We start from the raw sequence: 12401 nt of genomic DNA on the forward strand, positions 1-12401 counted from the left end.
CGGTGCGAGAGACGGACGAGAGACAGGACGGCGCATCGTGCCCGAGACCACCCGCCGCGCGGACCGCCTTCCCGGGACGCGTTACGGCAACCGCCCGACGATGAAGGACGTGGCGGCGCGCGCCGGGGTCGGGCTGAAGACGGTCTCCCGGGTGGTCAACGGCGAGCCGGGGGTCACCCCGGACACCGAGCGCCGGGTGCAGGAGGCGATCGACGCCCTCGGTTTCCGCCGCAACGACAGCGCCCGGGTGCTGCGCAAGGGCCGCACGGCGAGCATCGGCCTGGTCCTGGAGGATCTCGCGGACCCGTTCTACGGGCCGCTCAGCCGGGCCGTCGAGGAAGTGGCCCGCGCCCACGGCGCCTTGCTGATCAACGGCTCCAGCGCCGAGGACCCCGAGCGCGAGCAGGAGCTGGCGCTGGCCCTGTGCGCGCGCCGGGTGGACGGCCTGGTGGTGATCCCGGCGGGGGACGACCACCGCTATCTGGAGCCGGAGATCAGGGCCGGTGTGGCGACCGTGTTCGTGGACCGCCCGGCCGGGCGGATCGACGCCGACGTGGTCCTGTCCGACAACTACGGCGGTGCCCGCGGCGGCGTCGCCCACCTCATCGCGCACGGGCACCGCCGGATCGGGTTCATCGGCGACATGCCCCGCATCCACACCGCGGCCGAGCGGCTGCGCGGCTACCGGGCGGCCATGGAGGACGCCGGCATAACCGTCGAGGAGCGCTGGATGTCCCTCGGCGCGACGAACCCGGAGCGGGTGCGCAGGGCGGCCGAGGAGATGCTGTCCGCCCCCGATCCCGTCACCGCGGTCTTCACCGGCAACAACCGGGTGACGGTCACCGTCATCCGGGTCCTCGCCGAGCACTCCCGCCGGGTCGCGCTCGTCGGCTTCGACGACATCGAGCTGGCCGATCTGCTCCAGCCGGGCGTCACGGTCGTCGCCCAGGACTCGGCGACCCTGGGCCGTACCGCTGCCGAGCGGCTCTTCCGCCAGCTGGACGGCACGCTCGTCGCGCCGGAGCGGATCGAGCTGCCGACCCGGCTGATCACCCGCGGCTCGGGCGAGCTGCCGCCGGCGGACTGACGGCGGCGCACCCGTCCCGGCCGACCCGGTCCCGCCGACCGCATCCCGGCCGGCCCGGTCCCGCCGACCGCGTCCCGGCCGGCCCGTACGAGTCGGCCGAGTCCGGGACGGGCTCCCTGATGCGGAGCGGGCCCCGGGTGACCGGCGCCGCCGGCCACGTCTCGGCGCGGGTCAGCCCCCCGTCCGCGTCCGCGTCCGCGTCCGCACCCGAGGGGGCCCGCGGTCCCGTCGCCGGCTCCGCTACTGCGCGGACACCGTCAGGTCGCCGCGCCGGGGCGCCGCGAAGCCCTCCAGGTCGGCGCGGGTCAGGCCGCTGAGGCGGGCGACCTCGGCGATGTCCAGGGCGCCGCAGTCCAGGCCGCGCAGCAGGTAGCCGCTGAGGGCCTTGGCGGTGGCGGGCTCGTCCATGACGTCGCCGCCGGTCCGGTTGGCGTACCGGGCGAGGCGGCCGGCGGCCTGTTCGAAGCCCTCGCGGTAGAAGGCGAAGACGGCCGCGTAGCGGGTGGGGATGTGGCCGGGGTGCATGTCCCAGCCCTGGTAGTAGGCGCGGCCGAGGGCACGGCGGGTGAGGCCGTAGTGGAGCCGCCAGGCGTCGTGGACCTTGGCGGTCGGGCCGACGGGCAGGACGTTGGTGGAGCCGTCGCAGACGCGGACGCCGGTGCCGGCCGCCGCGACCTGCATGATCGCCTTGGCATGGTCGGCGGCGGGGTGGTCGCTGGCCTGGTAGGCGGCCGAGACGCCGAGGCAGGCGCTGTAGTCGAAGGTGCCGTAGTGCAGTCCGGTGGCGCGGCCCTCGGCGGCCTGGATCATGCGGGCGACCGCGGCGGTGCCGTCGGTGGCGAGGATGGACTGGCTGGTCTCGATCTGGATCTCGAAGCCCAGTCGGCCGGCGTCCAGGCCGTGCACCTTCTCGAAGGCTTCCAGGAGCCGGACGAAGGCGCTGACCTGCTCGGGATAGGTCACCTTCGGCAGGGTGAGGACGAGACCGCCGGGCAGGGGGCCGGCCTCCATCAGGCCGGTGAGGAAGACGTCGAGGGTGCGGATGCCCCGGTCGCGCACCGCGGCCTCCATGCACTTCATGCGGATGCCCATGTACGGCGCCGCCGTGCCGTTCTCGTACGCCTCGGCGATCAGGCGGGCCACGCGGGCCGCGGTCTCGTCCTCCTCGGCGTCGGGGCGGGGGCCGTAGCCGTCCTCGAAGTCGACCCGCAGGTCCTCGATGGGTTCGCGCTCCAGTTTGGCGCGGACGCGGGAGTAGACGGGCTCGGCGAGGTCGTCGGCGAGGCCGAGGACGGCCGCCAAGCAGGCCGCGTCGGGGGCGTGTTCGTCGAGCAGGGCGAGGGCCTGGTCGCCCCAGGCGCGCACGGTGTCGGCGGCGAAGGCGTCACCGGGGACGTAGACGGTGTGGACGGGCTGCCGGGTGCCGGGGTCCCCGGGGTAGCGGCGCTCCAGCTCCGCGTCGACCGGTGCGAGGGAGGCGCTGATCCCCTCGCTGACGGCGCCCGCGAGGCTCGTCGCCACCTTGTCCTGCTGACCCATCCCACACCCTCCAATTTTCCGCTGTACGGAATCAACAATCCGTAGAATGAAGTTATCCGGCGTGGTTCCCGCTGGTCAACACCTCGCGGGCCGCCACCAGGATGCACCGAGGCCCCCGTGACCGCTCGGGTCACGGGGGCCTCGTACGCCGCATCAGGCCGTATCAGGCGCGGAAAATCAGCCCTTGCGGGTCTTGATCTCCTCGGTCAGCTGCGGGACGACGTCGAAGAGGTCGCCGACCACACCGAAGTCGACCAGCTCGAAGATCGGGGCCTCGGCGTCCTTGTTGACGGCCACGATCGTCTTGGAGGTCTGCATACCGGCGCGGTGCTGGATGGCGCCGGAGATGCCGTTGGCGATGTACAGCTGCGGCGAGACCGACTTGCCGGTCTGGCCGACCTGGTTGGTGTGCGGGTACCAGCCGGCGTCCACCGCGGCACGCGAGGCACCGACGGCCGCACCGAGGGAGTCGGCGAGCGCCTCGATGATCGAGAAGTTCTCCGCGCCGTTGACACCACGGCCACCGGAGACGACGATCGCGGCCTCGGTCAGCTCCGGACGGCCGGTCGACTCACGCGGCGTGCGGCCGGTGACCTTGGTGCCGGTCGCCTTCTCGGAGAAGGTCACGGACAGGGTCTCGGCCGCACCGGCGGCCAGGGCGGCCTCGACGGCGGCCGAGTTCGGCTTGACCGTGATGACCGGGGTGCCCTTGATGACGCGGGACTTGGTGGTGTAGGACGCGGCGAACACCGACTGGGTGGCCACCGGGCCCTCGTCGCCGGCCTCGATGTCGACGGCGTCGGTGATGATGCCGGAGCCGATGCGCAGCGCCAGACGGGCGGCGATCTCCTTGCCCTCGGCGGAGGACGGGACCAGCACGGCGGCCGGGGAGACGGCCTCGACGGCGGCCTGGAGGGCGTCCACCTTCGGCACGACCAGGTAGTCGGCGTACTCGGACGCGTCGTGGGTGAGGACCTTCACCGCGCCGTGCTCGGCGAGCGTGGCGGCGGTGTCGGCGGCGCCGTTGCCCAGCGCGACGGCGACCGGCTCGCCGATGCGGCGGGCCAGGGTCAGCAGCTCCAGGGTGGGCTTGCGGACGGCGCCGTCCACGTGGTCGACGTAGACGAGGACTTCAGCCATGGGATTGCTCTCCTGCGTAACGAAGTTGAGGGGCGGTCAGCGGGGGCGGGCCCTTAGATGAACTTCTGGCCCGCGAGGTACTCGGCGAGCTGCTTGCCGCCCTCGCCCTCGTCCTTGACGATGGTGCCGGCCGTACGGGCCGGACGCTCGGTCACGGTCTCGACCTTGGTGAACGCGCCGTCCAGGCCGACTTCCTCGGCCTCGATGTCCAGGTCGGACAGGTCCCAGGACTCCACCGGCTTCTTCTTGGCCGCCATGATGCCCTTGAAGGACGGGTAACGCGCCTCGCCCGACTGGTCGGTCACGGAGACGACGGCCGGAAGCTGCGCCTGAAGCTGCTCGGAAGCGGCGTCGCCGTCGCGGCGGCCCTTGACCGTGCCGTCCTCGACGGAGACCTCGGAGAGCAGGGTGACCTGCGGGACACCCAGACGCTCGGCGACCAGCGCCGGGACGACGCCCATGGTGCCGTCGGTGGAGGCCATGCCGGAGATGACCAGGTCGTAACCGGCCTTCTCGATGGCCTTGGCGAGCACCAAGGAGGTGCCGATGGCGTCGGTGCCGTGCAGGTCGTCGTCCTCGATGTGGATGGCCTTGTCGGCACCCATCGACAGGGCCTTGCGGAGCGCGTCCTTGGCGTCCTCGGGGCCGATGGTCAGGACGGTGACCTCGGCGTCGTCCGCGTCCTCCGAGATCTGCAGCGCCTGCTCGACCGCGTACTCGTCCAGCTCGGAGAGCAGACCGTCCACGTCATCGCGGTCGACGGTCAGGTCATCGGCGAAGTGCCGGTCGCCAGTGGCGTCGGGCACGTACTTCACAGTGACAACGATCCTCAAGCTCACGCCGGCTCTCCTACTGCATCGTCATTTCCGGGCTGCCTCTTGGAGGCAGCATAGGCGCCTCAAGCGGCCGATCCCGGTCGGGGCGTCGGCGCGCTCCGACCGAAATATTACTCGTCAGTACACCCAGTTCCTGCCCGCTAAGCAAGCGCTTTGAACTGTGACCTTCGCAACGCAGCGTAACCGGAACTCGACGGCCGCGCAGGGCCCGGGGGACGTGATCAGTCCCGCAGTCCGTTGAACCGGCCCTGGTGGTAAAGGAGCGGGCGGCCGGCGCCCGAGGGGTCGCCGACGACCACCTCGGCGAGCACGATCCGGTGATCACCGGCGGGGACCCGGCCCACGGTCCGGCAGACCAGCCAGGCGAGCACGTCGTCCAGCACCGGTACGCCCTCCGGACCCTCCCGCCAGGCGGTGGGCGCGCCGAAGCGGTCGGCACCGCTGCGCGCGAAGGTGGCGGCCAGGTCGCTCTGGTGCTCGCCGAGGACGTGCACGCCGACGTGGTCCGCCTCGGCTATCGCGGGCCAGCTGGAGGCGCCCGTGCCGATGCCGAAGGAGATCAGCGGCGGCTCCGCGGAGACGGAGGTGAGGGAGGTGGCGGTGAAGCCGACCGGACCGGAGGCGCCGCGCGCTGTGATCACCGCGACGCCGGCGGCGTGCCGGCGGAAGGTGGAGCGCAGCAGGTCGGGGGAGGCGAGCTGGGGGGTACCGAGGCCGGGCGTGGCCGTCATGGAGTTGTCCTTCTGCGAGGGAAGAGGAGCGGGTCCGCGGCTGCTCAACAGCCGGGACAACGCGCGCTCGCGGTGCGGGCCAGGTCGATGTGGGCCCGCCCGTAGAGAAGGAGTTCGGTCGGCACACGGTCAGGTTGGCTATAGGTGTGGCACACAGTCAAGGAGGTTCCGCGATCTGGAAGATGTCTCACTGTTCCCTGAAGCCTGCCCGGACGGCCTCCCCGAGGGCGGCGATGACGTCGGCCTTTCGGGGCTGTCCGGCGGCGCGCCGCACCACCCGTCCGCCGGCGTCCAGGACGAGGACGGTGGGCGTCTTGAGGATCTCCAGTTCGCGTACGAGGTCCAGGCCGGCCTCGGCGTCGATCTCGACGTGTGTCACGCCCGGGACCATCCCGGCGATCTCGCCGAGGACGCGCCGGGTGGCCCGGCAGGGCGCGCAGAAGGCGCTGGAGAACTGCACGAGAGTGGCACGCTCCCCCAGGTCGCCGCCGAGTTCGGCCGCCCCGAGCCGCCTGCCGTCGTCACGCCCGCGCACCCGCGCTCTCCTGTTCCGCCGCTCGCGCGGCTCGCAGTGGCGGGCACCCGTGGAGGCGCACCACCAGTCCGGTCATTCTCCACACAAGCGTGCACGGGACCGCGGAGATTCCCGGCACCGGCCACGGTTGCCGTAAAGGGTGCTTAAAGATCCAAGGCGGGATGTAGGCCGACGTGACGAGGATCTCGCCGCCGCGGGGCACCAGGGCTGGCTACCCGTCCGTTCTTCGGGCACGATCTGCGAGACGCCGTTTACCTACGGCTGCGTAACTTACCCGCCGGGATCCCCCCTTTCCCGAGCAGAGCAGAAAGGGTCCGCCCCGCCCATGGCAGAGCTGGTCTACCGTCCCGTCATCGGTTTCGCCAAGACACTGTTCAAGGTCTGGGATCTGAAGATCGACTGCCAGGGGTCGGAGAACATCCCGCGCTCGGGCGGTGCCGTGCTGGTGAGCAACCACATCAGCTACCTGGACTTCGTGTTCAACGGCCTGGCCGCCCTGCCGCAGAAGCGCCTGGTGCGCTTCATGGCGAAGGAGTCCGTCTTCCGCCACCGCATCTCCGGGCCGCTGATGCGCGGCATGAAGCACATTCCGGTGGACCGCATGCAGGGCGAGGCGGCCTACGCCCACGCGCTGGACTCGCTGCGCTCGGGCGAGATCATCGGGGTCTTCCCGGAGGCGACGATCTCGCAGTCGTTCACGCTGAAGAGCTTCAAGTCGGGTGCGGCCCGCCTCGCCCAGGAGGCGGGCGTCCCGCTGATCCCGATGGCGGTGTGGGGTACGCAGCGGCTGTGGACGAAGGGGCAGCCCCGCAACTTCAAGCGCGACCACCTGCCCGTCACCATCCGCGTCGGCGAGGCGGTGGAGGCACCCCGCGACCAGTACGCCGGTGCCATCACCCGTCGGCTGCGCGAGCGCGTCCAGGAGCTCCTGGACGCCGCCCAGCGGGCCTACCCGAGCCGCCCCAAGGGCTCGGAGGACTCCTGGTGGCTCCCGGCGCACCTGGGCGGCACGGCACCGACGATGGAGCAACTGCGCGCGGCCGAGGCGCACTGAGCCTGCGCGCGAGGCCGAGGCGCACCGCGCCTGCGCGCGAGGCCGGGCTTCCGGGCCGGGGGGTGTTCCGGGCCCCGTCCCGGGTGACCGGCCGCCCGCGCCCGTCCTGCGCCACCGCCGGCGGGGCGGGACCTCCGGCGTCCGACCCGCCTCAGAGGCTGCTCGGGAGCGACTTCCCCAGGTACGACCGGTCGGGGGCGGCCCGCAGGGCAGCGAGGACCACCGGGTGCGGCTCGGCGTACGGGACCGGGTAGCCCCTCTCGCTCGACGCGGGGTCCGGGACCCCGGCCAGGCGCTCGCCGTCCAGGGAGAAACGGGCGTCGACGCCCGGCTTGTTGCCGCGGGCGTCCTGCCGGTGCCAGGCGCCGTTGAAACGCACGGCGACCAGGCCGTAAACCGCGTGGCCGCCCTCGTCGTCGGCCGCATACGCGGACAGGTCGGCGGTGCCCTGGATCAGCTCCATGCCCGCAGAGCATAGGAAAGCGATCACTCGACAGTCAATGACTTTTCGAGTGACCGCATACCTATGCATACCTCGCCGTCAGCGGGCCATCTCCTCCTTGAGGGCCGCCACGAACGTGTCGACGTCGTCCTCCGTGGTGTCGAAGGAGCACATCCAGCGCACCACCCCGGCGGCCTCGTCCCAGAAGTAGAAACGGAACCGCTTCTGCAGCCGCTCGCTCACGTCGTTCGGGAGCTTGGCGAAGACGCCGTTGGCCTGCACCGGGTGGAGGATCTCCACGCCGTGCACCGCGCGGACGCCCTCGGCCAGCCGCTGGGCCATCTCGTTGGCGTGGCGGGCGTTGCGCAGCCACAGGTCCTTGGCGAGCAGGGCCTCCAGCTGCACGGAGACGAAACGCATCTTGGAGGCCAACTGCATCGACATCTTCCGCAGGTGCTTCATCTGCCGCACCGCGTCCTGGTTGATGACGACGACCGCCTCGCCGAACACGGCACCGTTCTTCGTCCCGCCCAGCGAGAGGATGTCGACGCCGACCGCGTTGGTGAAGGTCCGCATGGGCACGTTCAACGAGGCGGCGGCGTTGGCTATCCGGGAGCCGTCCAGGTGCACCTTCATGCCGTGCGCGTGGGCGTGCTCGCAGATCGCGCGGATCTCCTCGGGCGTGTAGAGGGTGCCCAGCTCGGTGCTCTGGGTGATCGACACCACCTGCGGCATCGCGCGGTGCTCGTCCTCCCACCCCCAGGCCTGCCGGTCGATCAGCTCGGGCGTGAGCTTGCCGTCGGCCGTGGGCACGGTGAGCAGCTTGAGCCCGCCCATGCGCTCGGGCGCGCCACCCTCGTCCACGTTGATGTGCGCGCTCTCGGCGCAGATGACCGCGCCCCAGCGGTCGGTGACCGCCTGGAGCGCGACCACGTTCGCGCCGGTGCCGTTGAAGACCGGGAACGCCTCCGCGGTGGCCCCGAAGTGGCCCCGGACGATCCGCTGGAGGTTCCCGGTGTAGTCGTCCTCGCCGTACGCCACCTGGTGCCCGCCGTTGGCCAGGGCCAGGGCGGCCAGTACCTCGGGGTGGGCTCCGGCGTAGTTGTCACTGGCGAACCCGCGGACCAGCGGGTCGTGATGGCGACGCGCGTCGGTCTTCGGAGGGTTCACGGCTTCTCGGTCAGCCACAGACGGTTTCCGTTCACTTCGGCGGCGGACTTGCTCCAGACGCCTTCGATGGCCTCGGCCAGGTCCTTGACGTCCGTGAAGCCCGCGAACTTCGCGTTGGGGCGTTCGGCGCGCATCGCGTCGTGCACCAGCGCCTTCACCACCAGGATGGCAGCCGCCGAGCTCGGACCCTGGTCGCCCCCGGCCTTGCGGAAGCCGTCGGCCATCGCCAGCGTCCACGCCTCGGCGGCGGCCTTGGCCGCTGCGTACGCCGCGTTGCCCGCCGTCGGCTTGGAGGTGCCGGCGGCGCTGGTGAGGACGTACCGGCCGCGGTCGCTGCGCTGCAGGGCGTCGAAGAACGCGAGGGAGGTGTGCTGGACGGTGCGGATCAGCAGCTTCTCCAGCAGATCCCAGTCGGCCAGGTCGGTGTCGGCGAAGTTCGCGCTGCCGCGCCAGCCGCCGACGAGGTGGACCAGGCCGTCGACGCGGCCGTGGTCCTTCTCGATGCGCGCGGCCCAGTCACGGGTGGACTGCAGGTCGAGCAGGTCGACGGTCTCGCCGGTGACAGTGGCGCCGCCGCGGGCGTAGCGGGCCGCGTCGACGGCCTCCGCCAGTCGCTCCGCGTTGTTGTCGGCGCCGACGACGACCGCACCCGCCTCGGCGAGCCGGATCAGCGTCGCGTGCCCGGCCGGTCCACCCGCGCCGGCCACCGCGATCACCGCACCACTGAGAGACCCGTTCCCCACGATGTTCTTCCCCTCTTGAGCAGTGTTCTTCGGGCGGTCGCTCACGCGGCGACCCGCTCGGCGGCGGCCGGCGTGATGCCCTTGGTGGAGGCGATCACATTCTTCAGCTTCTTGGCCAGCGCCTCATAGAACATGCTGAGCGGAAACTCGTCCGGAAGCACGTCGTCCACGAGCTTGCGCGGCGGCAGGGTCAGGTCCAGGGCGTCCGGGCCCTTGGCCCACTTGGAGCCGGGGTGCGGCGCGAGGTAGGTGGAGACCAGCTCGTAGGCGGCGAACCAGTGCACCAGCTTCGGGCGGTCGATGCCGTCCCGGTAGAGCTTCTCAATCTCGCCGCACAGCTGGTTGGTGACCTGCGGGGCGCGCTCCCAGTCGATGGAGAGCTTGTTGTCGGTCCAGCGGACGACGTCGTGCTTGTGCAGGTAGGCGAAGAGCAGCTGGCCGCCGAGGCCGTCGTAGTTCCGGTTGCGGTCGCCGGTGACCGGGAAGCGGAACATACGGTCGAAGAGCACCGCGTACTGCACGTCACGGGCCTGCGGGACGCCGTCCGCCTCGAGCTTCACCGCCTCCTTGAAGGCGGTGAGGTCACAGCGCAGCTCCTCCAGGCCGTACATCCAGAACGGCTGGCGCTGCTTGATCATGAACGGGTCGAACGGCAGGTCGCCGTGGCTGTGGGTGCGGTCGTGGACCATGTCCCAGAGCACGAACGCCTCTTCGCAGCGCTTCTGGTCGTGGACCATCGCGGCGATGTCGTCGGGCAGCTCCAGGCCGAGCAGGTCGACGGCGGCGTCGGTGACACGGCGGAAGCGGGCGGCCTCGCGGTCGCAGAAGATGCCACCCCAGGAGAAACGTTCCGGCGCCTCACGGACGGCGATCGTCTCCGGGAAGAGCACGGCGGAGTTGGTGTCGTAACCCGAGGTGAAGTCCTCGAAGGTGATACCGCAGAACAGCGGGTTGTCGTACCGGGTGCGCTCCAGCTCGGCCAGCCAGTCCGGCCAGACCATCCGCAGCACGACCGCCTCCAGGTTGCGGTCCGGGTTGCCGTTCTGCGTGTACATGGGGAAGACGACCAGGTGCTGCAGGCCGTCCGTACGGTCCGCGGCGGGCTGGAAGGCCAGCAGGGAGTCCAGGAAGTCCGGGACCTCGAAGCCGCCCTCGGCCCAGCGGCGCAGGTCCCGCACCAGGGCCTGGTGGTAGGCGGCGTCGTGCGGGAGCAGCGGGGAGAGCTGCTCGACCGCGTCGGCGACACGCTCGACGGCCGCCAGGGCGTCGGCGCGCCGCGGGGCGCCATCGGCCTCGAAGTCGATCGATCCGTCCTTCGACTGCCATGGCCGGATCTGCTCCACGGCATTCTTGAGCACGGGCCAAGCCGGGTGCTCAACCACCCTGGTCAGCGAAGGAGCCTGTCCCTCGGTACCCGCCTGCACAAGAATTTCCGTCATGTCCCATCCTCCACGGGAGAACCTCGCGTATGGACACCGTATGCGTACCCCGTTTCTCTCAGCAAGACTGTGCTCGGGAAATTATTCTGCGCACCCCCTTAGTCACCGATGTTTTTCCTGTCGTAAACCGTGACGACGCTCACTTCCGCCGACTGCACTCGGCACGGCCGCAGCCGTGGCCCGGCCGGTCAAGGGCATGGGGGACTCGCCCACCAGCGGGTGACGGGCGGGACGGATACCGGCCAACGGGCGCCTGCCCCGGGTCCCGAATGCGCGCGCAGTTGCGGGTTCAACGCCCGCCCCGGCCACTAGGCTGCGACCTTGCCGCGTGGACGACGACGTCCGGGACGCCTCCGTCGGTCCGCGCGTCGCCGAGCCGCCGTCGACGGAAGCGAGTTGAACCTTGAACTTCCTTACCATCGGTCACCGCGGGGTCATGGGCGTCGAGCCCGAGAACACCCTCCGTTCCTTCGCCGCCGCGCAGCGGGCCGGCCTCGACCTGATCGAACTCGATCTGCACCTGAGCAAGGACGGCGCCCTGGTCGTCATGCACGACGCGGAGGTGGACCGTACGACCGACGGATCCGGACCGATCGCCGAGAAGACCCTCGCGGAGCTGCGCACCCTGGACGCGGGCCGCGGCGAGCGCGTGCCGGTGTTCGAGGAGGTCCTGGAGGCGGTGCCCACGCCGTTGCAGGCCGAGATCAAGGATGTGGCGGCGGCGCGGGCGCTGGCCGAGGTGATGCGCGCGCGGGATCTGACCACGCGGGTGGAGGTCTCCTCGTTCCATGACGAGGCGGTCGCCGAGATCGGCCGGCTGGTGCCGGGCGTGCGCACCGCGCTCATCGCGAGCCGGTTCGGCCCCGAGGTGGTGGACCGCGCTGTCGCCGTGGGTGCCGCGACCGTCTGCCTCAACATCCGCCGGCTCACCCTGGAGGTCGTCGAGCACGCGCGCGCGTCCGGGCTGCGGATCATCGGCTGGGTGGTCAACACCCAGGACCATCTGCGGCTCGTGCGCGCGCTGGAGCTGGACGGGGCGACGACCGACTACCCGGAGATCAAGCGCACGGGGCGCTTCACGGCGTAGGGGTCAGCTTCTTGACCAGCAGCTCGAACCGCAGGTCGTCGCGCTGCGGGATGCCGAAGCGCTCGTCGCCGTACGGGAACGGGGACATCTTTCCCGTACGGCGGTAGCCGCGGCGCTCGTACCAGGCGATCAGGTCGTCACGCACGGAGATCACCGTCATGCGCATCTCCGTGACGCCCCAGGTCTCGCGGGCCTGCCGCTCCGCCTCCCTCATCACGACCTTGCCGAGGCCCGCGCCCTGCAGGGTGGGACTCACCGCGAACATGCCGAAGTAGACGTGATCACCACGGTGTTCCAGCTGGCAGCAGGCGACGATCCGGCCGTGCTGCTCCACGGTGAGCAGTCGGCTGTCCGGGGACTTGATCACTTCGAGGACGCCCTCGGGGTCGGTCCGCTGTCCGTCCAGGATGTCCGCCTCGGTGGTCCACCCGGCACGGCTGCTGTCGCCCCGGTACGCCGACTCGATCAGTGCGACGAGGGCGTCGACGTCGGTGTCGGTGGCGTCGCGGAAGGTGAGTCCGGCGGCGGCGTTGTCCATGACAGTGGTCTCCGATCTCGGGCGTGGCTGAGCCACCGACGAGAGTAGCGCTGCCACTAG

12 protein-coding genes and 1 pseudogene are annotated in these 12401 nt (G+C 71.1%); 3 read left to right on the forward strand and 10 right to left on the reverse strand.

Annotation, left to right across the window (positions count from 1 at the left end; all coding sequences use genetic code 11):
• Window positions 1-37: 37 nt before the first annotated feature.
• The gene (locus ACIGYR_RS29370; protein WP_391843653.1) at window positions 38-1087 is read left to right on the forward strand and encodes a LacI family DNA-binding transcriptional regulator; all 1050 of its coding nucleotides are present in this window, start codon (window positions 38-40) and stop codon (window positions 1085-1087) included.
• Between the two features lie 240 nt (window positions 1088-1327).
• On the opposite strand, the gene ACIGYR_RS29375 is transcribed toward ACIGYR_RS29370, so the two are convergent.
• The 5 genes from ACIGYR_RS29375 to ACIGYR_RS29395 form a co-directional block, all read right to left on the reverse strand.
• Window positions 1328-2626 (reverse strand): DUF6986 family protein, encoded by a 1299-nt coding sequence (locus ACIGYR_RS29375; protein ID WP_399605155.1) that lies wholly within the window; start codon window positions 2624-2626, stop codon window positions 1328-1330.
• Between the two features lie 177 nt (window positions 2627-2803).
• Entirely contained in the window at window positions 2804-3766 is a 963-nt protein-coding gene (locus ACIGYR_RS29380; protein ID WP_399605154.1) for an electron transfer flavoprotein subunit alpha/FixB family protein, read from the reverse strand.
• Window positions 3767-3819: 53 nt separating this feature from the next.
• A complete protein-coding gene (locus ACIGYR_RS29385) occupies window positions 3820-4605 on the reverse strand; it encodes an electron transfer flavoprotein subunit beta/FixA family protein (protein WP_391843648.1) in 786 nt (261 codons plus the stop codon).
• Window positions 4606-4823: 218 nt separating this feature from the next.
• Window positions 4824-5333 (reverse strand): flavin reductase family protein, encoded by a 510-nt coding sequence (locus ACIGYR_RS29390; protein ID WP_391843646.1) that lies wholly within the window; start codon window positions 5331-5333, stop codon window positions 4824-4826.
• A gap of 187 nt (window positions 5334-5520) precedes the next feature.
• Window positions 5521-5868 carry a TlpA family protein disulfide reductase gene (locus ACIGYR_RS29395; protein ID WP_399605151.1) on the reverse strand — a complete coding sequence of 116 codons (348 nt, stop codon included), beginning with the start codon at window positions 5866-5868 and terminating at the stop codon, window positions 5521-5523.
• A 325-nt stretch (window positions 5869-6193) separates the two neighbouring features.
• Here ACIGYR_RS29395 and ACIGYR_RS29400 point away from each other — a divergent pair, with 325 nt between their 5' ends.
• The gene (locus ACIGYR_RS29400; protein WP_399605149.1) at window positions 6194-6922 is read left to right on the forward strand and encodes a lysophospholipid acyltransferase family protein; all 729 of its coding nucleotides are present in this window, start codon (window positions 6194-6196) and stop codon (window positions 6920-6922) included.
• Window positions 6923-7073: 151 nt separating this feature from the next.
• On the opposite strand, the pseudogene ACIGYR_RS29405 reads toward ACIGYR_RS29400, so the two are convergent.
• The 4 genes and pseudogenes from ACIGYR_RS29405 to ACIGYR_RS29420 form a co-directional block, all read right to left on the reverse strand.
• Window positions 7074-7337 (reverse strand): annotated as a pseudogene (locus ACIGYR_RS29405) (transglutaminase); the annotation flags it as partial.
• A 126-nt stretch (window positions 7338-7463) separates the two neighbouring features.
• Window positions 7464-8534 carry a threonine aldolase family protein gene (locus tag ACIGYR_RS29410; RefSeq protein WP_391843640.1) on the reverse strand — a complete coding sequence of 357 codons (1071 nt, stop codon included), beginning with the start codon at window positions 8532-8534 and terminating at the stop codon, window positions 7464-7466.
• A complete protein-coding gene (locus tag ACIGYR_RS29415; RefSeq protein ID WP_391843638.1) occupies window positions 8531-9277 on the reverse strand; it encodes an SDR family NAD(P)-dependent oxidoreductase in 747 nt (248 codons plus the stop codon). The genes ACIGYR_RS29410 and ACIGYR_RS29415 overlap by 4 nt, the downstream gene beginning before the upstream one ends.
• A gap of 41 nt (window positions 9278-9318) precedes the next feature.
• A complete protein-coding gene (locus ACIGYR_RS29420; protein ID WP_399605147.1) occupies window positions 9319-10716 on the reverse strand; it encodes a DUF6421 family protein in 1398 nt (465 codons plus the stop codon).
• Window positions 10717-11119: 403 nt separating this feature from the next.
• Here ACIGYR_RS29420 and ACIGYR_RS29425 point away from each other — a divergent pair, with 403 nt between their 5' ends.
• Window positions 11120-11803 (forward strand): glycerophosphodiester phosphodiesterase, encoded by a 684-nt coding sequence (locus ACIGYR_RS29425; RefSeq protein ID WP_399605145.1) that lies wholly within the window; start codon window positions 11120-11122, stop codon window positions 11801-11803.
• On the opposite strand, the gene ACIGYR_RS29430 is transcribed toward ACIGYR_RS29425, so the two are convergent.
• Window positions 11793-12341 carry a GNAT family N-acetyltransferase gene (locus ACIGYR_RS29430; protein WP_399605144.1) on the reverse strand — a complete coding sequence of 183 codons (549 nt, stop codon included), beginning with the start codon at window positions 12339-12341 and terminating at the stop codon, window positions 11793-11795. The two genes, ACIGYR_RS29425 and ACIGYR_RS29430, sit on opposite strands and share 11 nt — an antisense overlap.
• Window positions 12342-12401 lie beyond the last annotated feature (60 nt).

The organism is Streptomyces sp. NPDC053076 (assembly GCF_044546845.1).
Lineage (GTDB): Bacteria > Actinomycetota > Actinomycetes > Streptomycetales > Streptomycetaceae > Streptomyces.